Raw genomic sequence first — 23,744 nt, 5'->3', positions numbered from 1 at the left:
TGGCGTGCCTTTCGACTGGTGGTGCTGGATAAGGGTGAGGGGTGGGTGAGGTTCAGCGAGCGAGGTCGATGACACGACCGCCGTCTCGCGCGGAGACGAGCATCGCCTCCTGGCATGCGACCGCGAGGGTGCTGTCGGTCGCCGCCGTGGAGGGCTGGACACCGGCGAGCAGGGAGTCGCGGAAGTGGTGGCACGAGTCGGTGAAGCCACCGACCAGCTTGCCGTTCATCTCGGTCGCGGTGGCGATGCTGGAGAACTCGATCGTGCGTGCGCCGACGCCGTTGTGGAGCTCCAGCCTGCGGTGACGGCTGTGGTACTCGATGACACCTTCGGTGCCGACGATCTCGAGCTTGTCCTCGGCGACCATCGGGTACGTCGTCGGGTGGATCCAGGCCGTGGAGAAGGAGGCCGAGAGGCCGCCGTCGAAGCGCACCAGCGCCTGGAGGGAGTCGTGGGCGTCGACGCCCTTGCTCTCCAGCACACCGCGGGTCTCGTGGGCCACGACGGTGGCCGGCTCCTGGCCGGTGAACCAGCGGATCAGGTCCAGGTCGTGGCTGGTCATGAAGAACGCCGGGGAGGTCGAGGCCGCCCACGGGATCATGCCGGTCGGCACGAAGATGGTGTCGCGCTTGGTCGAGACGACGAACTGCGGGGTGCCGATCTCGCCGGCCTCGATCGCCTTCTTGATGTAGGCGTAGTCGGGCAGCCAGCGCTGGCTGAAGTTGACCTGGACGGTCTTGCCGTTGCGCTCGGCGGCTTCGATGATCGCGGCCGCGTCCTCGGTGGTCGTCGCGAGCGGCTTCTCCACGAAGACGTGCTTGCCGGCGTCGAGCGCGGCCACGGCGATGTCGCGGTGCAGGTGGTCGGGCGAGGCCAGCGAGACGGCGGTGACCGTCGGGTCAGCCAGCGCGTCGGCCAGCTCGGTGGACCACTGCGCCCCACGCGACTCGGCTGCGGTCTTCGCCCGCTCCTCGTTGAGGTCGATCACCCAACGGAGGCTGGCGCCGTCGACCTCGTTCCACACCCGGGCGTGACGCTGCCCGAGAATGCCTGCTCCGACGACCGCAATGCCAAGTTCGCTTTCCATGTCGAGGAAGGTAATCTGGCTCACAACGTGATGTCAATAACCTTCACAAAGTTGTAACTGAGGAAAAATTCCTTCACCAGGAGGCATGATGAGCTCGACAGCAACAGACGGCGTTCAGCCCGAGATCAACCACGATCCGGACGCACTTGCGGCCCGCATTCGCGCTCAGCTCCCCTCGCTCCCGCCGGCCTCGGCGAAGGTCGCGCAGTACATCCTCGACGACCCGGACGGTGTCGCTCGCTCGACGATCCAGGAGCTCGTCACGGTGGTCGGGACCAGTGAGGCGTCGATCGTTCGAGCCGCCCGCGCCCTGGGGTTCAAGGGGTTCCCCGACCTGCGCTACGCCCTCGCCGCGGCCTCCGGCCAGCGGCGCGTGGAGCACAACATCACCGGCGACATCGACGCCTCCGACTCCATCCGCGACGTGATCGAGAAGATCTCCAGTGCCGAGCAGCAGGCCATCCGCGAGACCGCCGCCCACATCGACGGCGCCTCGATCGAGGCGATCGCGGACGCAATCGTTACCGCACGGAAGATCGTCATCTACGGCGCCGGTGCCTCGGGCCTGGTCGCGGCCGACCTGCAGCACAAGCTGCTCCGGATCGGCATGATCTGCCACTCCACCGCCGACAACCACATCGCTGTCACCGAGGCGGCACTGCTGCGCGAGGACGACGTCGCCATCGCCGTCTCCCACTCCGGAGAGACCAACGAGGCGATCGCGTTCCTGCGCGCGGCCGAGGGCACCGGGGCCACCACGGTCGCACTGGTCGGCGCCGAGAGCACCGGGGTCACGCAGCACGCCGCCCACGTGCTCTACGCCGCCGGGCGCGACAGTGTCTTTCGACCCGCGGCACTCTCGTCCCGAATCAGTCACCTGATGGCCGTCGACTGCCTCTTCGTCGCGGTCGCCCAGCGGACCTATGAGACCACCACGGCTGCCGTGGCCACCACGCGTGAGGTTCTCTCGCTCCACCGCCGCTGAGGCATGGGAAAAGCCAGGGCCGTGACACGGAACCCGTGTCACGGCCCTGGCGACCAACTGCTGATCCCGCCTGACTACTTCTTGACGACGATCGACTTTCCGACCGACGTCGCGGCGAGGTAGTGCGCGTCCCCGGCGAAGGCGGTCGTCACCTTCCAGGTGCCCTTGGGCAGCTTCGGCAGGGCGACGGTGGCGGCGCCGTTGCTCAGCGTGCCGACGACGACCTTCTTGGCGCTCCCCTTCGTCAGGGTGACGGTGACCTTTCCGGTCGCCTTGGCCAACCCGGCCGGCGCGGTGACGACGGCGCGGTAGGAGCCGGCCTTCTTCGACGTCGGCGCCTTGACCAGGGATCCGGCCGCAACGGCCTTCGCCTTGGCCACGGTCAGCGTGCCGGTCTTGGTGAAGCCGACGATCTGGTCGTCACCGGTGTAGCTGATCGTGAACGGGTAAGAGCCCGGAGCCAGCTTGGCGGTGGTGAAGGCGGCCGCGTTCTGGGCCACCGCCTTCGAGTACGACGCCCCGGCGACGGTCAGGGTGGCCGTGCCGGCCGGGATCCGGCCGTACTTGTTGGCGATCGCCAGCGCCACGGTCGACGCCGTGCCGTAGGTGACGGCGGGTGCCGTCACGGTCTGGGTGGAGACGACCGCGCCGGGGAGGCCGGCGAAGAAGTCGTCCAGCTGGGCCAGACCCTCCTGGGCGAAGTCGACCTGGGCCTGAGCCTGGTCCAGCTGCGCCTGCGTCGGAGCCGGCGACTGGGCGAGACCGAGCTGCTCGGACGGGTGGGTGTACCACCACTCGGTCATGTACTCCTTGAAGGTCGGCAGTCCGTTGGCGCCGACGTTCTGCTGGATCCACTGCCGCTTCACCGCGGTGGACGGCACCGAAGCCCCGTTGCCGCGCTGGTAGTTGAGCACGAACGGCACCTGGAGCTTGCGCACCACGTCGAGGTCCGCGGTGGTGTCACCGCCGGGGTAGTACGAGACGCGGGTGCCGGTGTTGGGGTCGTACTCGGTGACCAGGTTCTTGAAGTTCGTCCGGACCACGTCGCCGTAGAGGTACGACGGCCGGGCGTTGCGCACCGACGTGCCGCGCGCCACGCCGTACTGGGCGGCGAGGGCGTTGTTGCTGGCGTTGTCCGTGGCGCCGACCGCGATCGTCGCGTTGTCCCGGACGTGGATCGGGTTGCCGCCACCGTTGGTGCCGTTGGTGGTGCCGCCGTCGAGGACGAGGTCGAAGTTGTAGACGGTGGTGACGTCGTTCTCCTGGGCCTCCTCGTTGACGTGCTTGATCACGGCGCGGGTGTTGTGGCACCAGGTCCCGCCGAAGAGGATCACGAAGTTCTTGTTCGCGTCGTCCTTGAGCGCGAGCAGGTGGAGCAGCTCGGGGTAGGTGATCTGCTTGACCCGGAACCGGTCCGTGTTGTCGGCGTCGTCGAGGATGTCGCCGCCGTACTGCTTGTCGTCGGCGTAGGACAGGTTGTGCTTCTTGTTGGCCGAGTCCTTCCACCAGGCGAACTGGTCCTGCTGGTCGATCCCGGCCGCCTCGGCCGGCGTGCCCAGGGCCGTGGTGACCGCGGCACCGACCGCCGTGGCGTCGGTCGTGCTGAGGTTCACCCAGCTGCGGATCTTGTCGGCCTTGCCCCCGGTCCCGAGGCGGTCCTTGTCGTAGACGAAGAACAGGTCGTCGCCGGCGCCGGCAGGGGCGGCGGCCGGGGTGGTCCGGTAGTCCCACAGCGGGTTGTCGACGTCGTTGACGACGGTGTCGTCGGTGCTGATCGTGACCGAGGTCGCGGTCGCGTTCGGCACGGACTTGATCCCGTTGCCGAGGTACTGGCCGAGGACGTTGCGCCAGGTGTTGCCGTAGATCGTCTGCGATCCGGCGGCCAGGTTGATCCCGGCCGGCTTGCGGGTGTCGAGGTTCTTGGTGCCCGTCTGGCCGGAGAGGTTCGGGTCGTACCAGTAGACCTTGGTGGTGCCGGCGGCCTTGGCGGCCTTCTCGGCCTTGACCACCTTGGCGGGGAAGTCGGTGTCACCGGCCGAGCCGATCACGAACGCGTACTGACCCGACTGCTGCAGCAGCCACTGGAACCGGTCGTAGGTGACGGTCTCCAGGACGGTCTCCGCGGACAGGCCCGGGAAGGTGTCCGACAGGTAGGTGGTGTCGACCGCGGTGGACGCGCTCCGGGCCGGGGCGGCGTTGCCGAGGGAGCCGACGGCTCCGACGGCCAACGGGGCGGCAACGACCAGGCCGACCGCAGCGGCGACCAGGCGCCGTTTGGTGAACGTGCTCATGACAGGGGTTTCCTTCTCTCGGGGTTGTTTCAGGCGTTGCGCACCCACCCGGGAGGGCAGCGCCCTCCGGGTCGTTCGGAGTTGCGGGGGTTCCCGCTGGTGGTGGATCAGCCGCGTGGTCGCGGCACGGTCACGCCGACGTCGCCTTGCGCGAGCGTCGACCGAGGGCCGCGCGGCCCGCGAAGGCGACCAGGCCGACACCGGCGAGTCCGCCGAGGATCAGCAGTCCGGCCGAACCGGAGCCGCCCGAGGAGCTGGCGTCAGCGGCGTCGGCGGTGCTGGGCGCACCGGCGGCCAGGGTGACCTCGTCGACCTCGCCGGCCTCAGCACCTGCCGACGTCGTCGGGGTGGGAGTGCCGCTCGCCGGGTCGGCGATCACGGAGGCGTCGTCGGTGGCGCCGTCGATCGCCTGGGTCTCGCCGGCCGACGGGGAAGCGGTCGCACTGGCGCTCGTGCTGGGCTGCGCCGTCGTCGACTTCTTCGAGCCGGCGGCCTTGGTGGCGGCGGTGGACTTCTTCGTCGTGGTCGAGGCCGACTTCGACGAGCTCGCCTTGCCCGGCTTGGGCGTGCTGGCCGTGCTCGGCTTGGCGGAAGCCGCCGCCTTCTTGGCCTTCCACGCCTCGTAGCCGGTCGCCCGGTCCCACTCGGTCCACGGGATCGACTGCCCGTCGGCGTACCGCACCCGGTTGTTGTCGAAGTCGAAGTAGGCACCGGGGATGTAGGTGCACTCCTCGTCGTCGTACCCGGGCAGGGTGTCCTCGCCGTCGGTGTAGGTCTTGCCGTCGTCGCCCTTGACCGTGATCGGGTGCGGGTTGTCGGCGGGGTTGGTGATCGCCTGGGCGATCGGTGCCAGGACGAGGGTGGTCAGCACCAGGGTTCCGGTGGCGATCACTGTGGCGAGGGCGCGCTTCATCGTTCTTCTCCTGAATCGGTGGTGCGGGTCAGACGAGCGTGGTGCTGGGCTCGGGCTGGGTGAGCGAGGACAGGTCGGTGGCGGGGTCGTCAGCGGTGTCGTCGGCGGCGTCGACGAAGGCCACGCGGCCCTCGAAGATGTCGTCGTCGAGCAGGTCGGTCTGGCGGGCGACCACGGTCGCGCTGACCGCGGCGGCGGTGACGTTGGTGACCGTGCGGGCCATGTCGGCGATCGTGCTGATCGGGAGCGTGACCGCGATGAAGTCCAGCGGCAGTCCGGCTGCGGCGAAGACGGTGGCCGCGGCGACGGTCGCGGTCCCGGGGACTCCGGCGGTGCCGATCGAGACCAGGGTGCCGAGGATGACCAGCACGATGTAGTCCTGGGTGGAGTAGTCGATGCCGTAGGCGTTGATCCCCCAGACCGCGATCAGCATCGGCCAGATCCCAGCGCAGCCGGGCATCCCGATCGTCGTGCCCAGCGGGGCGGTGAAGTGGGCGACCTCGGGGTGCACGCCGACGCGGCGGGTCAGCACGTCGGTCGTGACCGGCAGGGTGCCGACGCTGCTCTGGGTGGAGAAGGCGGTGACCTGGGCGGGGAAGATCTTGGCGAAGAAGCGGGTCGGGGACACGTCGGCCGCGGTCCGCAGGATCACGCCGTTGACCAGGAAGGTGTGGACGAAGCAGGTCCCCCAGGCCAGCCCGAGCAGACCGAGCAGGGACCAGAACTTGTCGCCGAGGTTGGCCGTGTTGGCGACCACGGTCGCCGTCAGCGCCACGATCGCGTACGGCGTCAGGCCGATGACGAACCCGACCGCCTTGAAGATGACCAGCTTCAGCGCGACGACGAGGTCGGCGAACGGCTTGACCGTCACCGCGTCCCGCTCGACCAGGGCCAGGTAGGCGACCGCGATCGTCACCGAGATCAGGATGATCGGGATGATGTGGTTGGCGCCGAAGTCACCGACCACGTTGTTCGGGAAGAACCCGATCACGACGTCGCGGAAGTTCTGGACCGAGTTCTCCAGGACGTTGAGCTGCTGGCCGCCGACGGTCTCGTTGAGGCCGCTGCCCGTGCCGGAGGCGAGTCCCACCCCGAGCGCCAGCACGACGGCGATGGCGTTGCTGAGCAGGAGCCAGCCGGTGGAGCGCAGCCCGATCGTGCGGAGCTTCTCCAGGCTGCCGAGGGAGACGATGCTCGAGATCAGCGCCACCGCGATGAGCGGGCCCACGACGGCGAGCAGGATGTTGATGTAGATCCGCCCGATCGGCTCGATGTACTCGGCGTGACCGCGGCCGACCAGGCCGATCGGGATGCCGATCGCGAGGGCGAGCAGCGTCAGCAGACTGAAGTTGACCCGTCGGCGTCGGAGCAGGTGCAGGCCGACGTACGCGACCACCAGCAGAGCGAGCACGGCGAGGTCCAGCCAGTTCACGGGTCATTCCTTCGTTCGGGGACCCGACGTTGAGTCCGCTCTTGCCCCCTGCAGGTCGCAGCAGGGCCACGTCTTCACCCGGGGCACCCCACCGCGGAGGAGGGTTGCCGACTGGCCAGCCGGGGCTTTGCACCAGTACTCGTGACGAGTCAGAACATTAACACAACAAAGTTAGTAGTCAATAACGACTACAGCGGGGCGTACTGTGGAGGCTGTCGGCGGTCAGGTCTCCACCCGGAGGCCCCAGGTCGGCCGAGAGGCGGACCGCATGACGACGTCGCACAGTTCCGAGCTGGCCGGCGCGGCCGCGGCGGAGTCGGCCAGACTGCGGATGGAGCTGCCAGGCCTGCTGGCGAGAGTCGCCGAGGCCCGCGACCTCGAGCACGAGCTGGCCCAGGGACTCCCGCGTTGGAGCGAGCGCCCCGCGCTCGCCGATGCCCGGCTGGCGACGCTCGACGCGCTCCAGGACTACGCCGCCGGGATCGAGGCGCTGTCGTGGCCCGTGCCGCGCAGCATCGTCCTGGAGATCCGGATGCATCAGATCCTGTGCGGGCCCACGCGGATGTAGGACATCGCGGGGCATGATCGCCCCGCGATGTCCGCACCGCAGTCGCGAGCTCAGCCGCGGTGGGTGATCGCTCCGTCCACCATGGTCAGCCGGATCGGCGCCTGACCGACCTCGTCGGCCGACGCGAGCACCGGGTCGACGGAGAACGCGGTCAGATCCGCGCGACGTCCGACGGCGATCCGTCCGGCGAGCTGGGACTCGCCCGCGACCAGCGCGGCATGAGTGGTCATTCCCTGCAACGCCTCGAGCCCGCTGAGGCCCTGTTCGGGCAGCACCGGCGCGGCGTCGCTGCCGGCGATCCGACGCTGGCGCGCGAAGGCGAGCACGCCCCGAGCGTCGTAGTCGGCGACCGGCCAGTCCGAGCCGAGCACCACCGTCGCGCCGGCATCGCGGAAGTCGCGGCAGCACCACGCCCGGTCGGCCCGGTCGGTGCCCAGCCGACGCGACCACTCGTCGGAGTGATCGGCCTTCGTGTACTGCGCGTGGGAGGGCTGCATCGAGGCGACCAGGCCGATCCGGGCCAGGCGACGCACTTGGTCCAGGGGCAGGGTCTCGATGTGCTCGACCCGGTGCAGGACACCCTGGGTGTCGAGCTCCTCGAACGTGTCCAGCACGTGCCGGACCCCGGCGTCACCGATCGCGTGGGTCGCGGTCTGCACGCCGACGGCGGCGAGGTGGTGCACCGCCTTCGTGTACTCGGCGGGGTCGAGCCAGAACGCGTCGGTGCTCTGACCGTGGCAGTCCGGACGCTCCAGCCACGCGGTCCCACCCTCGACGGTGCCGTCGATGAAGAACTTCACCGCCCGCACCGCCCAGCGGCGTCCGGCCCGGCCCTGCAGCGCGACCAGCTCGTCGAGGTCGGCGCCCGGCATGCACCACGGCGCGAGTCGCAGCCGGAGCGGGAGGTCGCCGTCCGACTCGAGCGAGTCGAGCAGCTCGAGGGTCGACGACGACCCGTCCATGACGTGGCCGCCGGTGAGCCCGGAGGCGGCCATCCCGGCGAGCACCTCGCGGGCCCGGTCACGCCGCGCAGCCAGCGGCATCGGCGGGATCACGTCGGCGACGAGGTCCATCGCGGCGTGCTCGAGCAGGTGGCCCGTCGGCCGGCCGTCCGGATCGCAGACCACCTGCGAGCGCTGGCCGAAGGTCTCCGTGCCACGCACCCCGGCGAGGCGCAGCGCGGCGCTGCTCACCAGGGCCGAGTGACCGTCGTAGAGCCGGAGGAAGACCGGCACGTCCCCGACGGCCTCGTCGATCGCGGCGCTGCTGATCGGCTGGCCGCCGAAGCAGTTGTGGTCGAGCCCGAACCCCTGGATCCAGCCACCGCGCGGCAGGTTCCGCGTCACTGCGGCGAGCGCTGCCCGCAGCTCGGCCAGGTCGCGACACCCCGAGAGGTCGATCCCGGCGAACATCTCGATGCCGAGGATCGGATGCATGTGTCCGTCGACCAACCCCGGGGTCAGGGTGGCGCCCGCGAGGTCGATCACCGCGGTCTCCGGCCCCCGCAGGGCGAGGGCGTCGCCGTCGAGTGCGGCGACGATGCCATCGACGACGGCCACCGCTGCGGCGGCCGGACGGTCGGGGTCGAGGGTGCGGACGGTCGCCCCGACGAGGAGTGAGTCAGCGTGCGGCGACATCGGCGGGCACCCCTTCCGTCGGCTCCGTCTCGATGCTGCTGGGCTGGTCGGCTGCGAGGCCGGCGTACACCTCCGGGCGCGCCTTCCGGAGCCACAGCGCCCACGCGACGCCGGCGACGAGCACGACCGGGACGGTCAGGATCAGGACCAGGTTCACCGACTCCGCGGCGCCGGTGAGGAGCGAGATGTTGGCGATCATCAGGTACAGCGCGGCGAGCATCCCGACCGCGGAGACCACCGGGGCGACCAGCGTGCGCCACGGGCCTTCGTCGTTGGGAACACGGCGGAAGAAGACCGGGACGGCGATCGAGACCGCGACCTGGAGCAGCACGATGCCGAGCAGACCGGGGGTGTTCACCCAGATCAGCAGCTGGAGGTAGGGGTCGGCGCCGGCGAGGGCGAAGAGCGCGACGACCACCGCGGCGAGCACGGTCTGCACGATCCCGGCGACGTACGGCGAGCGGGTCCTCGGGTGGACGCGACCGAGCACCGGCGGCAGCAGTCCCTCGTCGGTGATCGCCTTGGTGTAGCGGGTGATCGCGTTGTGGAAGGCGAGCAACGAGGCCAGCACGCTGGAGACGATCAGGAGGTGCATGGTGGTCGAGGCCCAGCCGCCGAGGTACTGGTCGGCCGCGGTGAAGAAGAGCCCGACCGGGTCCTGCGCGGCCGCGGCGATCACGTTCCCGGCGCCGTAGGCCTGGATGATCGCCCACACGACGAAGGCGTAGAAGATCGCGAGGAACCCGACGGCGATGTACGTCGCCCGCGGGATGGTCCGCCGCGGGTCGCGCGCCTCGGCGCGGTAGATGGCCGTCGACTCGAAGCCGATGAACGCGGCGAAGGCGATCGCCAGGACCGAGCCGTTGCCGCTGGTGAAGACGTTGCTCGGCGCGAACGAGTCCAGACCGAGGCCCGAGTCGCCGCCCTGGACGACGATCGCCACGGCGAGCACCAGCAGGATCCCGCTCTCGGCGACCAGGAGCACGCCGAGCACCTTGGCGCCGAAGTCGACGCTGCGGAAGCCGGCGTACCAGACCACGACCACGCCGACGAGGGCGATCAGCGGCCACGGGATGTCGAGCCCCCACAGCGCTTCGGCGGTGTCGTGCGCCGTGACACCGAGCAGTCCGTACATCCCGATCTGGAGGGCGTTGTAGGAGACCAGCGCGAGCAGGGCCGCGGTGACGCCGGCGGGGCGGCCGAGTCCCTGGGTGATGTAGGCGTAGAAGGCTCCGCCGTTGGTGACGTAGCGCGCCATCGTGGTGAAGCCGACCGCGAAGATCGCCAGCACGGCGCCGGCGAACAGGTAGGCCGCGGGCACGCCGATGCCACCGGTCAGCAGGGCGAACGGCGCGACGCCGGCCATGATCATCAGCGGCGCGGCAGCCGAGACGACGAAGAAGACGATGTCTCCGGTGCCGAGTGCGTTGCGGCGCAGGGTGGGGGCGGCTGACTCAGCCATGAGCGGTCCTTTCAAGGCCAGGAACATGCTAGATCCGTCGGGTGACACTTAATCTAAATCGATTAGATATCGGTTGCGGTACTGTAACCGCGCTCACACCCGAAGGGAAGAGGCGAGATGACGGAGACCGAGCAGCGCCGGGCCGGGCGACCGCGACGGGCCGTGCTCACGCTGTCCCGGATCGGCGACGCCGCCCTCGAGGTGGTCGACGAGACCGGCGACTTCACGCTGCCCGAGGTCGCGCGGCGTCTCGGCGTCCAGACCGCGTCGCTCTACCACCACGTCGAGGGTCGAGCCGGGGTCGTCGAGCTGCTCCGGACCCAGCTGGCCGAGTCCATGGCGGCCCAACCGCTCGAGGACGGGACGTGGGACGAGGCCCTGCGGAACTACTTCCGCTCCTACCGCGCCGTCTTCGCCGCCCACCCGCGGGTCGTCCCGCTGCTGACCACGACGACGGTCCGCTCCCCTCAGGTCGTCCGGGCCTACGACCTGGTCGTCGGACGACTCAGCGAGGCGGGCGTCCCCGACGGTGAGCTGATGGCGATCCTCACCGCGCTGGAGAACTTCGTGATCGGTTCCGCGCTCGACCTCGCCGCCCCCGAAGTGATGTGGGAGGTCGACGACGACGTCGAGGCTCCCCGGCTCGCGGCCGCCCTGGACGCCCAGGCGGAGTCCGGGAACCGGGCGGACGTGGCCTTCGAGTTCGGTCTCGACACGTTGCTCGCCGGGATCGCGCAGCGGGCGGCTCAGCCTCTCGGCGGGTAGGCCATCAGCCCCATCGGATTGCTGGAGTCGCCCACCGAGACATTCAGCGGCTGCATGGTTGTGGCTCCCATCGCCAGTCGTGGCACCCGGAGCACCACTGCCGTGTTGTAACGCACGCCTGTCGTGTTGACGACCAATCGCGCTAGCCCGGGCTCGTCACACAGCGCCACCCCTTCCACAGACGCGACGTCGTCGACTCCCCACAGGATGAGAATGCTGTGCTTACGGGAACTCGTCGCCCGGATTTCCGCAGCGACGGCTGGGTCATTGAGGTACGCGGCCGCCTTCTCGATCTCGTTCGCCGTCCGCGCGAGAACGACCCGGCGTCCATGATTCATGCGGTCCTCGTGGGCAGCGACGGGCGCCTTCGTGGCAAGGATCTCGGCGGTCACCTCTTGGATCGGCGGCGCTTGCGAGTCAAAGAACTCATCAGGCGTTCCCAGCAAGGCGATCCGCCTGGCAACGTCAGCAATTCGGTCCTGGTCCCTGGCCTGATTCACATCGCCAGGCGACGGCAGGGCGAAGGACGTCGTGATCACCAGGCAGTTGAAGCGGTAGAAACGGCGATCGTGACGGACGCTCCCGCGCCCGTAGTTGCACCGGTCCAGATAGACCCGCTCTGCCGCCAGCGCACTGTCACACAAAACGGCGTTGACGGGCGCGAACCCTGACGTCCCGGGCGGGTACCAGTGACCATGCGCGAGTACTTCCGAGGCCGCGACCCCAAACATCGCCCGGACGTTCAGGTCCGGCGCACTGAGAGCGATCGGCAACCCAGCGGCATCGAGACGGACTCGCAACTCCTCGATCCGGGGATCTTCGGCCAGCGCCTCAGCGAGGAGGCGTGAGGCTGGCCGGTCCCGCCGAGCATTCACATCTGAGGCGGTGAAACCCCATGGCGCCTCGGCGACCTGCGGAATACGGTCGATCAGATTCTGCTCCAACTCCACGAGCCACCGCTCGATCTCCAACGGCATGCCCGCCTCGGAGGTGGATTGGTAGCGGTAGAACTGAATCTGCTTCACGCCTTCGGCTGCGGTCGGGTCAAACGGCAGCGGAGCGAATCGGTAGACCGGCGGTGGCGGCTCGTCGTACCCAGCGACGCCGTGATTCTCCGCCCACAGGCGGGCGCCGAAGCTGTCCGGTTCGTCCACGAGAGCGTGCCACTCCCCGCTCCCTGCCTCCGACGGTCCGCCAAGGGCCAGATGAACGAGCACGTCGATGTCGAGCTTCGATACGAAGATGTTGCTCACCGGCACATCGTGTCCGAAAGGCCCTACTCGCGGGGCCGGATCTGCGAGGCGCAGGGACTAACGGCCTCACCTGAACGAACCGGCTAACGGAGGGGTCAATCTCAGCGAACTCGGCGCTGCTGCCTGGGTGTTGCCGAGAACCCTGGGCGACCCTCAGGCCGTTTCCCGTTCGCTGAGGCGCTGGGTGCCCTAACCTCGGGGCACCCGGGTTCCACATTCACTCGGCGACCTCTCGACCGACATGGGGCCGATCCGCAGGGGACCTGCACATGACCTCGTTCCAGCACGCCCTCCACGCGAAGGCGGCCCGTTCGGTCGCGCTCACCTGCGCGTCCGCACTCGCGCTCGGCGCGATCGCCGCGACGGCCACCGTCACGCCGGCGCACGCCGCGACCGTCGGGGCCTGGCCCTACACGCCGGGCGAGGTCACGGTCGAGCCGGGCGACAACAGCTCGACCTGCTACGACGAGTACGTCGTGCCGCCGGGTGTCAGCCAGCTGGGCGTCCAGGCGATCGGTGCGAGTGGCGCGGCCGGCAACAACAACGTGATCAATGGGACCGGTTCACCGGGGCGTGACGGTGACGGTGTCCTGGCCGGCAACGCGGGCAACGGGCAGGCCGGCGGCTTCGGAGGCTTCGCCTCCGAGATCAACACGATCATCGACGTGACGCCCGGGCAGACGCTGTACGTCGGTGCGGCCAGTGACGCGTTCCCGGGTGGTGCCGGCGGCGCCGCCGGGATGGGCCTCGGCCTCCTGCCCGCGACCGGCGCCGGCCTGCGGGCGGTACCCGGAACCGGTGGCAGCGGCGGGAACGCGTCGTTCGTCTCGCTGTCACGACCCGGCTCGGGCTGCACGTTCTCGACCGCCCAGCTCGCCGACGACGTGCTCGTGGTCGCGGCCGGTGGCGGCGGTGGCGGCGGCGCCGGCTCCGGGCAGGACGCGGTCCACGCCAACGGCATCATCGCCCGCGCCGGCGGGGGCGACGGCGGCTCGGAGTCGGGCAGCGGCCCGTTCCCCGAACGCGGCGAGAGCTTCCCGTGGGACATCGCGCTCGACGAACCCCAGGTCCCGGGACAGTCGCTCTCGCAGCGCGACGCCGGCAGCCCCGGAACGAACGCGACCGGCACAGCGGGCGGCCGCCTCGGTGCTGGCGGCTTCTCGGTCAGCACCATCCCGGACTGGAAGAACCACACGATCTACGGCGGCACCCAGCTGGCCGCGCTCAGCTGCATCCCCGGCCAGGACGGCGGCACCGGACAGGCCACCGGCGGTGGCTCCGGCGGCTCGGCCGCGCAGGCGCTCACGGCCCGCGACGTCGACGTCAACGACGTGATCTCCTCGACCGGGACGGCGAACGTCGTCTCCAAGATCTCGCAGTCGCTGCGCTCGAACGTCACCAAGATCTCGCGGATGTCGGCCGGACTGCCGAAGGAGAGCTTCTTCGAGTCCGAGGGCGGCATCATGCTGATGCTGCAGACCTTCTACGCGTTGATGGACCACATCGTGTCGACGCTGACGGGCGCGGTGCCGGCACCGTCGGTCTTCCTCACCGGCTGCGGTGGCCTGATCACCGACCCGAACCCCGGCTACTACGCCCCGCAGTTCCTGGCCGGGCTCACCACCGGTGGTGGCGGCGGCGGTGGCGGCGGCATCTTCGGCGGCGGTGGTGGCGGCGGCGCCGACGACTTCTACCTCAGCGGCGGAGGTGGCGGAGGGGGCGCGGGCGCGAGCTACGTCCGCGGTCAGTCCTACGCCGAGACGCTCGGCTCTCTCACCCGGGGACTCACCGGCGCCCGAGTCCGGCTGACCCCGATCAGGACCGCGCCGGCCGTCACGGTGCCGAGCCCGTCGGTGACCTGCGTGATCCACACCCCGTGCTCGCTCCCCGTCGACATCGACGGGTACCCCGTCGGCCGGCTGGGCTACCTCCCCGGCACCAGCGCGAACCTGCCGAGCGGCCTCACCTTCCAGCAGCCCACGATCCACCACAGCGCCGTCGGCGACGAGCTCGCCTACGACGCCTGGTCCGCGTCGGCGGCGATCGGCGGGACCGCCCAGCTCTGCTTCAACACCGGCGTCCAGACGTACTCCGGCGCCTTCGGGATCAGCAACAGCGAGGGCACGGCGACGCTGCCGCCGATCACGCTCGACGTGCGCCCGGGAACGCTGACCTCGACGTCCATCGCGGCGTCCTACGGCGACGACCTCTCGAACCTGTACGCCGGCGGCCGCCGCGTCCACCTCGACGCCCTGGCGCGCTACAGCAGCACCTGCTCCTACGACGTCACGACGAGCCCGACGGGCACCTGGTCGGTGACCGACGAACGCAACAAGGCGGGCGACACGGTCGCAGCGGGCAGCGTCCTCACCGCCGCCCCGACCGGTGACGGCGACGAGGGCCTGACCCCGATCGGCCCCGGCACGGCTGTGGTCCGGTTCAGCTACACCGACGACTGGGGTCAGACAAAGGCCACCCAGACCACCGTCACGGTGGCCCACGGGGCACCGCTCTCGATCAGCTTCGACGCCTCCAGCACCACCCTGGAGCCGGGCGGCCACACCACACCGACGGTGCGCGCCGACTACGGCCTCGGCGACATCGAGGACGTCACCGACCAGGTCACGTACTCGGGGGTGCCCTCGGCCCTGAACGAGGCAGGGCTCTCGATCACGGGCGACACCCTCGTCGCGGGAACGCCACTCCAGGTCGGCACGCCGACCGTCACCGACGCGGTCACGGCGAACCTGGCGGGGCGGAGCGCCACGCTGCCCGTCACGATCGACTTCCGGAACCCGACCACGATCTCCCTCCAGGGCAACCCCGCCACCCGCACCCCGCTGGCACCCGACAGTGACGACGCCCGCTTCACCGCGAACGCCACCTACGCGGCGGGCGGGCAGGCCGACATCACCCGGCTCGCCACCTGGAGCAGCAACCACCCGACGATCGCCGACGTGGACGACGACGGCACCGTCGCCGTCCCCTTCCGCACCGTCGGCGGACCCGTGACGATCGCCGCGGCCCTCGGATCGGCCAGCGGCAGCTCGCTGGTCAACGTCGGCCTCGGCGCCCCCGACTCGATCGCCGTCGACGACGGCAACGGGCACACCGGAACCGCATCCATCGGCCTCGGCAAGGTCCTCCAGCTGCACGCCACCGGAACCGTCGGACCCGACACGACCGACCTCACCGCCGACACCGTCTGGGCCTCCTCGAAGCCCTCGGTCGCCACCGTCACCAGCAGCGGCGTCGTCAAGGTCGTCGGCGCGGGTACGGCCGACATCACCGCCACCCGCAGCGGCGTCCAGGGACTTCTGCGCCTCACCGCCGACCTGAGCACACCGTCCTCGATCACGATCACCCCGACCGCGACGACGATCCCGCTCGGCGGCGCCCAGCGGTTCTCCGCGACCGGCAGCTATCCGGGCGGCACCACCGCCGACATCAGCGACCTGGTGGTCTGGGGCGCACCGAGCGCCCTCGGCAGCTTCACCGGCACCCTCTTCTCCGCCGACTCCACGCACGCCACCCCGCTCACCGGCTCCGTCACGGCCCAGCTCGGTGCGGCAACGGCGTCGGTCAGCGTGACGAAGCTCGGCGCGGCCCCCACCTCGATCACCGTCTCCGGGCCGAGCGGCACGGTGCGTCTCGGGGAGAGCCAGCAGCTCACGGTGACGGCCCACTTCTTCGACGGCTCGACGGCCGACGTCACCCGCCAGGTCACCTGGTCCACGCAGGATGCCGGACTGTTCTCGGTCGACACCCGGGGTGTCGTCACCGCGATCGCCGGCTCCGTCTCCGGGGCCGGCAGCAGCACGAACGTCTGGGCCACCTACGCCTACACCGACACGGACGGCTCGGCCCGCAGCTACACCGCTGCCGACCACCTCGCCGTCGACCTGACCCACCCCGGCTCGATCGCGATCGCGCCGATCACCGACTCGGCCCTCGCCAACGGCACCGCCCACGACCTGACGGCCACCGGCACCTACGCGAACGGCTACACCGCCGACCTCAGCTACCTCGTCGGCTGGCAGACCTCGAACACCGGCGACACCTCCATCACCGGGACCTACCAGCGCCGACTCAACGTCCTCGCCCCGCCGACCCCGGCGTCCACGACCGTGACGGCGTCCTACGGCGGTGTGTCCACGACCATCGAGCTGGCCCTGCCCGGGGCCTTCGGCTCGATCAGCGGGCCCAGCACGGGAGTGGCCACGATCGGTACCCCGGTCTCCCTCGACTTCAGCATCAGCGGCGGCGCGGCGCCGTACACCTGGTCGGTGCCGAGCTCGACCCGCGCGAGCGACTTCACGTTCTCCTCCACCCATGGGGCGAGCACGACGCTGACCTTCAAGCCGGTTGCGGCCGACTGGAACGCGACGTCGGGCGGGGCGTACACCCTCGTGGCGCTGGTCACCGACTCCCTCGGGCACCAATCCAGCCAGTCGGTCGCCGTCACCCTGAAGCGCCGTACCCAGACCCTGGACTGGGTGCAGAACCTCGCCGACACGGCCGCGTCCTCCGAGATCTGGTTCGTCAGCGCCTCGAGCTCGGCCGGTCTCGCGACGACGATCTCGATCCCGTCGGGCGTCGCGAGCAACGGCTGCCGGTACGTCGGCAACGCGATCCGGTTCGACACCGGACTCGGCGGGACGTGCACGTTCGAGGCCGCGCAGGCGGGCGACGACACCTACGCGCCGGCGATCATCCGCAAGACGGTCGCCATCATCGCGAGCCCGGAGTTCGGCTTCTACGCCCCCGGCACCAGCTTCCCCGCCGGGAACGCGGTCGGCGCCGCGAACGGCATCGTCGCCGTGACCAAGGCGCCGGGCGACCCCGCCGACATCGTGATCTCGACCGCCGGCACGACGAACGACGCCTGCTCGCTGACCACCGCGAGCAGCAACGCGAGCGGCACGAGCGTCTACGTGCACTGGGACCACATCGGCACCTGCGTGATCAGCGCCTCGATCCCCGCCGCGGTCAACACCACCACCGGCTACGCCTATCCGGCGGCCACGACGTCCGGGGTCCTGACCTCGACGGTCTCGGGTTGGAGCTCGGGCATCGCGTGGATCGACCGCTACACGGCGTTCAACAGCGGTGTCCTCGCCACCGCGAACCTCAAGGTGGGCGGCACGTACCAACCCGTCTACACCACCGCGACCGGGGTGAGTGACTTCTTCCGGCAGACCAGCGGGCACCCGCAGAACCCGGGCAGGGTCACCATCGCCGTGGTGCCCGCGCAGAGCTCGCCCGCCGACGCCTGCAGCGTCGACACCACGAAGAGCAGCGGGATCGTGACCGGGCAGCTGACGTTCGCGCACGCCGGCACCTGCGCCGTGGTCGCGACCCAGACCGCGACCGACCCCTACCTCCCGGCGACCACGTCGGTGAAGCTGCTCACCGTCGCCCCGGCGGCGCAGACGATCACCAATCTGCGCACCACCTCGACCGGCACCGCCCTGATCCCGGGCAACACGGTGACGCTCGCGGCGACCACGTCCTCGGGTCTGACGCCGACGTACAGCGTCGACCCCGCCACGACCACCGGGGCCTGCTCCGTCGACGGGAGCTCCGTCGCCCTGCTCCACGCCGGCCGATGCGTGCTCGCGGCGACCCAGTCCGGCAGCGCCGACTACGCCGCCGCTGCACCCGTGAAGCTGACCCTCACCGTCACGCAGCCACACCTGGTGCTGCGCTCGGCCACGTCCTGCACCGCGCTGCAGCTCGGCCGTGCCCTGTGCACGAAGTCCACGCTGCCTCCGCTCAGCGGGCCGGTCGGCGCCGACCCGTCGATCCCCGTCCGCGTCGCGCTCGTCGACGCGGACGGCAACGCGGTGAACGCACCGAGCGACCTCACCGTCAGCCTGTCGAGCGATCTCGCCGGTGAGGGCAGTGACCCGAGGTTCCAGGACCTGCTGCACCGCGACGTCACCTCCGCGGTGATCGCCTCGGGGACCAGCGGCGTCACGGTCCTGTACGGCGACTCCGTGCTCGGCGCCCGCACCCTGCACGCCTCAGGCGCGCTGGCGAACCCTGACCTCGACAGCGTCACCTCCTCCCCGACGCCCCTGTCCGTGCTGGCCGCGCCCGCCGCGACGATCGGCTGGGTGGGAACGCCGTCGGACGGTGTCGCCGGCACCCCGCTGCCACGCTTCGGCGTGGCGCTCTACGACGACCTGGGCAACCCCGCGCAGGGGTCCGTGGTCACGGTGACCGCGACCGACGTCGACAGCGGCTCGTCGGTCGCCCTGAGCGCCGGAGCGTCGGCCGCCGTGGCGAGCCACCCCGAGCTCGGTGACACTGCGGTCTTCGATGCAGCCGTCATCGACGAGCCCGGCACCTACACCGTGTCCGTCACGGCCGAGGGGCTCTCGCTCACCTCCGACCCGTTCCGCGTCGCGGGGTCGCCCAGCGCACCGACGGATCTCGTCGCGACCTGGCACTCGAGCTCCGAGGTCGGACTGGCCTGGACGGCTCCCGACGACGGTGGCAGCGCGATCACCTCCTACGAGGTCGCCGTCGACGGTGGTCCCTCGACGACCGTCTGGGACACGAACGCCGTGGTCGGAGATCTCTCCCCCGGCGGACACCTCCTCGAGGTGCGCGCCGTCAACGGTGTCGGCACCAGCTCGGCAGCGAGCATCTCGGTGACGACGCCGACGGTCGCCGGTCCGCCGACCGCCGTCAGCGCGACCTGGGCCGCCGGCACCGGCGTGACCGTCTCGTGGACCGGCCCGACGGACACCGGCGGCGCTCCGATCACGGGCTTCAACGTGTACGTCGACGACGCCCTGGTCACGACGGTCACCGACCCGAGCGCCGTGCTCGGCACGCTGACTGCCGGCTCGCACACCGTCGCCGTCACCGCGGTCAACGCGGCCGGAGAGAGCGAGCGCGCAGCGGCCACGGTCGAGGTGCCCGTCGTCCGGGTCGACACCGCACCCGGCGCCCCGACCCGGCTGACCGTGAGCAGGAAGGCGGCCAACGGCGCCGTCGTCTCCTGGTCGGCCCCGAGCACGGACGGAGGGGCCGCCATCACGACCTACCGGGTGTACGTCGACGGGCGCCTGCGGGCGACCACGGCCGCCCGGACCGCGACCCTGACCGGCCTGGCCGTCGGGGTCCGGACGATCACCGTCACCGCGGCCAACGCGGTCGGGGAGGGCGAGGGCGCCCAGGCGCTGCTCACCATCCCGGCTCCGGTGAAGGCTCCCGGCGCTCCCACGATCGGCAAGCCCAAGCCGGGCGCGAAGCGCGGGCCGCTGACCGCGATCGCCGCCTGGTCCGCCCCGCGGGTCAGTGGTGGCGCGCCGATCCTCGGCTACGAGATCGTCGCGACCCGGGTCGGCAAACCCGCGAAGACCGTCCGCAAGCCCGGCACGGCCCGCGCCACGCGGTTGGAGTTGAAGCTCGCCGCCGGCACCTGGGTGTTCAAGGTGCGCGCCCGCAACAGTGCGGGCTGGGGCGCCTGGAGTGCGGCCTCGGCGAAGGTCAAGGCCCGCTGAGGGCGCGCGCCCGGAGGTCAGCGAGTGCCTCGTCGAGGTCGGGGTGCACGAACGTGAAACCGGCCTCGAGGAGTCGCGCGGGCACCGCCCGCCGACCGGTCAGAGCGAGCGCGGGGTCGGTGCGCAGCAGGACCGCTCCGAGGTGCACGAGGAACACGGGGGTCGGTGGGGCCGCCGGGCGGTGAAGACTGCGGCGCAGGGCCGCCATCAGGTCGACGTTGCGCGCCGGTTCGGGGCCGGTAGCGTGCAGCACGCCCTCCAGGGTCGAGGTCGGCGCGAGGACGGTCCGCACGATGGCGAGCCAGTCGTCGATGTGCGTCCAGCTGACCCACTGGGTGCCGGGTCCCACTCGTCCACCGAGACCCCAGCGGGCGAGTGACCACAGTCGGTCGAGGGCCGGGGTGTCGTTGTCGAGCACGATGCCGGTGCGCAGCACGACGAGGCGTTCGGTGTGGGCGCCCTCGGCCGCGGCCTCCCAGGCGCGAGCGACCCCGGCCATCTGCGGCGGCCCGTCAGCAGCCGGTGAGGACTCGTCCAGCACGACGTCGCCGGCGTCGCCGTAGATCGCGAGCGTGCTGGCCTGCACCCAGACGGTCACGGGTGAGTCGAGTGTCCGGCTCGCCTCGACGAGCGCCCGGGTCGGGTCGACGCGCGAACTGGTGAGCAGCGCGATGTTGGCCGCAGTCGGTCGGCGGTCCACCAGCTCGCCGGCGAGGTTGATCACGGCGCTGCCCTCAAGCTCCTCACGCCACGGCCCGACGGTGCGGCCGTCCCACTCGACCTGGCGGTACGGCCCCGGTCGACGCCGTCGCGTCAGGACGACGGCCTCATGCCCCGCCGCGTCGAGGTCGGCGCACAGCCGCCGACCGAGTGCGCCCGAACCGCCTGCCACCACGACCTTCACGCGGCTGAATGTACGGGGCCGCGACCTGTGCGTTGTCGGCCAGGCCTCGTTCGACGCTAGCGGAAATGAACGTCCCCACAGCCGTCACACTCGAACCGCCGCGCCTGAAGCCCATCAATGAACTCGACGTCGCGGAGACGCCAGTCGTGACCGTGGTCCGGAAGTGGTCGCCCGGGCGGAACAAGCGCGCCCGGGGCGACCACGTCACGGATCGGCATGTTCGCCTACCAGCCGATCAGGCCGAGCGCGAACCGCGACGGCCACCGAAGAGCGAGACGCCACCAGGGCCGACGAGGAGCCCGACCACGATGAGCAGGATGCCGAACAGGATCGAGCCCTGCAGCAGAGTGATGACACCGGCGACGACGAGAACCACGGCGAGGATCCACAGCAGACTGGGCATGGGGTGCTCCTTCTTCAAGGCCAGGCTCTGGTGGCCTGGCTGGAAAGGGAGTACCCGCACCCATCCGATTTCCAAACAAAGTCACGCGGCCGGTCGTGGTGATGGCGCGTGGCGAGCTGTCAGTAGTACCAGGGGAAGCGTGCAACGCTTGCTCGGCCAGCGACGGGATGCATTGACGGGAGCCGAATAGCGCCTCCGACCTGCCCTAACGTGTCGCCGGTAGGCAACGGGTTTGTTGGATGCGACCGGTCGGAATCTGACGTCTTGCGGACTTTTTGCGGACCGGGCGGGAGGCTCGACGGTGTCAAGCGCCACCATAAGCTTCCTGGGCGTCGTTAGCAGGGGTCGGGTTTCGTTGGACCTTTTTCGGACTTTTTTGCGGACAGGCGCCCCTTCCGACGGCGCCCGCCACCGGTGCGGCCGACGGGTCGGCGACCAGGTCGAGCCTCGGCCCGAACCCAGGGCCTTAGAGCGCTACCGGTAGAACGTCTGCTCCGACCTCCCAGCCGGCTTGCGGACCTGCGGGATCGTCGCGCCCCGGCCTGCAGGTTCTCCGCGGCCCGCAACTTCGCCACATCTGCTCAGGCGTCAACGTTTTAGCGGCAGCCATCGCTCACGCCGGTCCTCACCCGTGGATGGATTCTCACAAGTTCTGACCAGAAATCGGGGGCGGACAAGGTGAGCGTCGCAAGTAGTCCGACCGCCCGGCGAACCGGTACGGCACTTTGTGTCACAGTCAGACTCGCAATGTCACAGTGCGACATTTTACTTTCAAAAGCCTTGCGCCGAAGTGATTCACGTCACTACGGTCGTCCCAGTGTTCGTGTCTCACTATGACACGAACGGTTCAAGCGACACCCGTCGCCCGAGCTAAGGGAGCGCTTCATGCGTGAAACTTCGACACCGCCGGCCCGGTTTCGGCCGCAGATATCTACTCGACTGACCCGCCTGGGAGGTCTCGCATCATGACTGTTCACGAACCACTTGACGCTCCGAAAAGCGTCACTGACGGGTCGGGGTGGTCGCCTCGCTTCGTCGCCTTGCTCGTTCTCCTCATTCTGCCGAGCGAGCTCACCTACATCACGTTCGCGTACCCGCTCAACGCCTCAGTCCAGATCGCGACGGAGTTCCAAACGACTCAGATCGCGTGGCTCCAGACCGGGTTTGCACTGATGGCTGCGGTGACGGCGACCTTGACCGGCAAGCTTGCCGACATCTTCGGCAAGCGGCGTCTCCTGGTCGCCACCATGGGTGTGGTCGTGCTCGGCTCCCTCATCGCCGCGTTCGCCCCGAACTTCGGGGTTCTCATGGTGGGCCGCATGCTGCAAGGACCAGCGCTGTCGATTCCCTTCCTCATCCCGGCGCTGATCCGGGACACGTTCCCCAGGCGCACGGTTCCCCTTGCGGTATCGATGACGGCATGCGGGGCGGGCATCCTCTCCATCGCGGCTGCCCTAATGGTGGGGCGCGTCATCGACGGTCTCGGCTGGCGAGCGACGTTCTGGCTGCCGGCACTCGTCGGCGTGATCTTGATGGTCGTGGTCCGGCTCGCCGTTCCGGAGGGCATCGTCCGCGCAGGCGCCGGACGATCCCTTGACCTGATGGGTGCTGCTCTCCTCGGTGGCGGCGTCGGCGGTGTGCTGCTCGCGATCAGCATGGGCGGAACTTGGGGCTGGACCTCGGGTCGCATCCTCGGTCTCGGAGTGATCAGCGTGGTGCTCTTGGTGGTGTGGTGGATGCGCTCGCTGCGCATCGCTGAACCGCTCCTGGACCTGCGTGAACTCAGGTCGCGTCCGCTGCTGCTGACCCTGGGCTTGGCGGGCATCACGACGGCTGCGGCGACCTGGTTCTACGTGCTGATGCCTATGATTGCGCTCACGCCTGGCCCGGACTGGGGTCTGGGTCTGACATCGGACGGTCAGTCGGTGCTGGCGTCGGCCATCTCGGCCGGCCAGTTCATCGCTGGCATCGCGGTGGGTCGGGCGCTTGCGAAGCGCGCGGCGCCCACGGTCGCGATTGCGACGGTGGCAACGGTCACGGTTGGGTTCGTTATCGCCGCACTGAGCCTTCAGGCTCCGGTCGCGTTCGGTGTGGCTGCCTTCCTGAGTGGTGCGATGGGTGGCGCTGGGTACGCGGTCGCGTACTACCTGGTGCTGGTTCTGACCGCTCCCGAGCGGCAGGCGACCATGTCGGCGGTTGCGACGCTGTCGGGCAACCTGTTCGCGGCGATTCTTCCGGTGGTCCTGTTCGCGGTGATGAACTCCATGGCGACGACAGCACCGGATGGGGTCACTCACATCTACCCGCTCAATGCCATGTACTTCGCGCTGCTGGTTCCGGCTGCGCTAGGCCTGGTCGGCATTGGGCTCGCGGTCGCGCTGCGGGGGACGCGCCAACTGGCTTCGCCGACGGCTGTCGTCGCGGCAGCGGTCGAGGGCTGACACAGTCCGAAAGCACGAGCAGGGCGATGGCATCGGTTCGATGCCATCGCCCTGCTTGCGTGTTGAACTGTGGGGCCTGGAGGTCC

Annotated in this window: 14 protein-coding genes and 1 riboswitch; of the genes, 5 read left to right on the top strand and 9 right to left on the bottom strand. The window is 70.0% G+C overall.

The window, feature by feature from the left end; all coding sequences use genetic code 11:
- Nucleotides 1-52 precede the first annotated feature (52 nt).
- The gene (locus ACZ5J1_RS18590) at nucleotides 53-1,087 is read right to left on the bottom strand and encodes a Gfo/Idh/MocA family protein (RefSeq protein ID WP_464561226.1); all 1,035 of its coding nucleotides are present in this window, start codon (nucleotides 1,085-1,087) and stop codon (nucleotides 53-55) included.
- Between the two features lie 88 nt (nucleotides 1,088-1,175).
- Between ACZ5J1_RS18590 and ACZ5J1_RS18585 the strand changes: the two genes are divergently transcribed.
- Entirely contained in the window at nucleotides 1,176-2,072 is an 897-nt protein-coding gene (locus ACZ5J1_RS18585) for a MurR/RpiR family transcriptional regulator (RefSeq protein WP_464561224.1), read from the top strand.
- 74 nt (nucleotides 2,073-2,146) lie between these two features.
- Here the strand turns inward: ACZ5J1_RS18585 and ACZ5J1_RS18580 are convergent, their stop codons facing one another.
- The 3 genes from ACZ5J1_RS18580 to ACZ5J1_RS18570 all read right to left on the bottom strand — a co-directional run bounded on the left by ACZ5J1_RS18580 (nucleotide 2,147) and on the right by ACZ5J1_RS18570 (nucleotide 6,708).
- Nucleotides 2,147-4,363, bottom strand: coding sequence for an Ig-like domain-containing protein (locus ACZ5J1_RS18580; protein WP_464561222.1), 2,217 nt, complete (start codon nucleotides 4,361-4,363; stop codon nucleotides 2,147-2,149).
- Between the two features lie 130 nt (nucleotides 4,364-4,493).
- The gene (locus ACZ5J1_RS18575; protein WP_464561220.1) at nucleotides 4,494-5,276 is read right to left on the bottom strand and encodes a hypothetical protein; all 783 of its coding nucleotides are present in this window, start codon (nucleotides 5,274-5,276) and stop codon (nucleotides 4,494-4,496) included.
- Between the two features lie 28 nt (nucleotides 5,277-5,304).
- Nucleotides 5,305-6,708, bottom strand: coding sequence for a dicarboxylate/amino acid:cation symporter (locus tag ACZ5J1_RS18570; protein ID WP_464561219.1), 1,404 nt, complete (start codon nucleotides 6,706-6,708; stop codon nucleotides 5,305-5,307).
- Nucleotides 6,709-6,740: 32 nt separating this feature from the next.
- Nucleotides 6,741-6,855, bottom strand: a riboswitch (SAM riboswitch).
- A 121-nt stretch (nucleotides 6,856-6,976) separates the two neighbouring features.
- On the opposite strand from ACZ5J1_RS18570, the gene ACZ5J1_RS18565 reads away from it, so the two are divergent.
- Entirely contained in the window at nucleotides 6,977-7,276 is a 300-nt protein-coding gene (locus ACZ5J1_RS18565; protein WP_464561217.1) for a hypothetical protein, read from the top strand.
- A gap of 50 nt (nucleotides 7,277-7,326) precedes the next feature.
- On the opposite strand, the gene ACZ5J1_RS18560 is transcribed toward ACZ5J1_RS18565, so the two are convergent.
- Complete coding sequence (locus ACZ5J1_RS18560; protein WP_464561215.1) at nucleotides 7,327-8,913, bottom strand: amidohydrolase; 1,587 nt, start codon at nucleotides 8,911-8,913, stop codon at nucleotides 7,327-7,329.
- Complete coding sequence (locus ACZ5J1_RS18555) at nucleotides 8,897-10,375, bottom strand: APC family permease (protein WP_464561213.1); 1,479 nt, start codon at nucleotides 10,373-10,375, stop codon at nucleotides 8,897-8,899. Before ACZ5J1_RS18555 ends, ACZ5J1_RS18560 begins: the two co-directional genes overlap by 17 nt.
- Before the next feature lie 117 nt (nucleotides 10,376-10,492).
- On the opposite strand from ACZ5J1_RS18555, the gene ACZ5J1_RS18550 reads away from it, so the two are divergent.
- Complete coding sequence (locus ACZ5J1_RS18550; protein WP_464561212.1) at nucleotides 10,493-11,140, top strand: TetR/AcrR family transcriptional regulator; 648 nt, start codon at nucleotides 10,493-10,495, stop codon at nucleotides 11,138-11,140.
- On the opposite strand, the gene ACZ5J1_RS18545 is transcribed toward ACZ5J1_RS18550, so the two are convergent.
- A complete protein-coding gene (locus tag ACZ5J1_RS18545) occupies nucleotides 11,122-12,393 on the bottom strand; it encodes a hypothetical protein (RefSeq protein ID WP_464561210.1) in 1,272 nt (423 codons plus the stop codon). The genes ACZ5J1_RS18550 and ACZ5J1_RS18545 overlap by 19 nt on opposite strands.
- A gap of 269 nt (nucleotides 12,394-12,662) precedes the next feature.
- On the opposite strand from ACZ5J1_RS18545, the gene ACZ5J1_RS18540 reads away from it, so the two are divergent.
- Nucleotides 12,663-19,910, top strand: a complete 7,248-nt coding sequence (locus tag ACZ5J1_RS18540; RefSeq protein ID WP_464561209.1) for a fibronectin type III domain-containing protein — start codon at nucleotides 12,663-12,665, stop codon at nucleotides 19,908-19,910.
- On the opposite strand, the gene ACZ5J1_RS18535 is transcribed toward ACZ5J1_RS18540, so the two are convergent.
- Complete coding sequence (locus ACZ5J1_RS18535; protein WP_464561207.1) at nucleotides 19,897-20,814, bottom strand: TIGR01777 family oxidoreductase; 918 nt, start codon at nucleotides 20,812-20,814, stop codon at nucleotides 19,897-19,899. The genes ACZ5J1_RS18540 and ACZ5J1_RS18535 overlap by 14 nt on opposite strands.
- Before the next feature lie 235 nt (nucleotides 20,815-21,049).
- Nucleotides 21,050-21,217 carry a GPGG-motif small membrane protein gene (locus tag ACZ5J1_RS18530; protein WP_464561206.1) on the bottom strand — a complete coding sequence of 56 codons (168 nt, stop codon included), beginning with the start codon at nucleotides 21,215-21,217 and terminating at the stop codon, nucleotides 21,050-21,052.
- Nucleotides 21,218-22,182: 965 nt separating this feature from the next.
- On the opposite strand from ACZ5J1_RS18530, the gene ACZ5J1_RS18525 reads away from it, so the two are divergent.
- Nucleotides 22,183-23,658, top strand: coding sequence for an MFS transporter (locus ACZ5J1_RS18525; protein ID WP_464561204.1), 1,476 nt, complete (start codon nucleotides 22,183-22,185; stop codon nucleotides 23,656-23,658).
- Nucleotides 23,659-23,744: the final 86 nt, after the last annotated feature.

The organism is Nocardioides sp. JCM 18999 (genome assembly GCF_055391175.1).
This window is presented reverse-complemented; position numbering and strand designations above follow the sequence as displayed.

Bases quoted from the DNA above. Each gene is read 5' to 3' on its own strand.
- ACZ5J1_RS18590 (WP_464561226.1), bottom strand. From the start codon at position 1,087: ATGGAAAGCGAACTTGGCATTGCGGTCGTCGGAGCAGGCATTCTCGGG.
- ACZ5J1_RS18585 (WP_464561224.1), top strand. From the start codon at position 1,176: ATGAGCTCGACAGCAACAGACGGCGTTCAGCCCGAGATCAACCACGAT.
- ACZ5J1_RS18580 (WP_464561222.1), bottom strand. From the start codon at position 4,363: ATGAGCACGTTCACCAAACGGCGCCTGGTCGCCGCTGCGGTCGGCCTG.
- ACZ5J1_RS18575 (WP_464561220.1), bottom strand. From the start codon at position 5,276: ATGAAGCGCGCCCTCGCCACAGTGATCGCCACCGGAACCCTGGTGCTG.
- ACZ5J1_RS18565 (WP_464561217.1), top strand. From the start codon at position 6,977: ATGACGACGTCGCACAGTTCCGAGCTGGCCGGCGCGGCCGCGGCGGAG.
- ACZ5J1_RS18560 (WP_464561215.1), bottom strand. From the start codon at position 8,913: ATGTCGCCGCACGCTGACTCACTCCTCGTCGGGGCGACCGTCCGCACC.
- ACZ5J1_RS18555 (WP_464561213.1), bottom strand. From the start codon at position 10,375: ATGGCTGAGTCAGCCGCCCCCACCCTGCGCCGCAACGCACTCGGCACC.
- ACZ5J1_RS18550 (WP_464561212.1), top strand. From the start codon at position 10,493: ATGACGGAGACCGAGCAGCGCCGGGCCGGGCGACCGCGACGGGCCGTG.
- ACZ5J1_RS18540 (WP_464561209.1), top strand. From the start codon at position 12,663: ATGACCTCGTTCCAGCACGCCCTCCACGCGAAGGCGGCCCGTTCGGTC.
- ACZ5J1_RS18530 (WP_464561206.1), bottom strand. From the start codon at position 21,217: ATGCCCAGTCTGCTGTGGATCCTCGCCGTGGTTCTCGTCGTCGCCGGT.
- ACZ5J1_RS18525 (WP_464561204.1), top strand. From the start codon at position 22,183: ATGACTGTTCACGAACCACTTGACGCTCCGAAAAGCGTCACTGACGGG.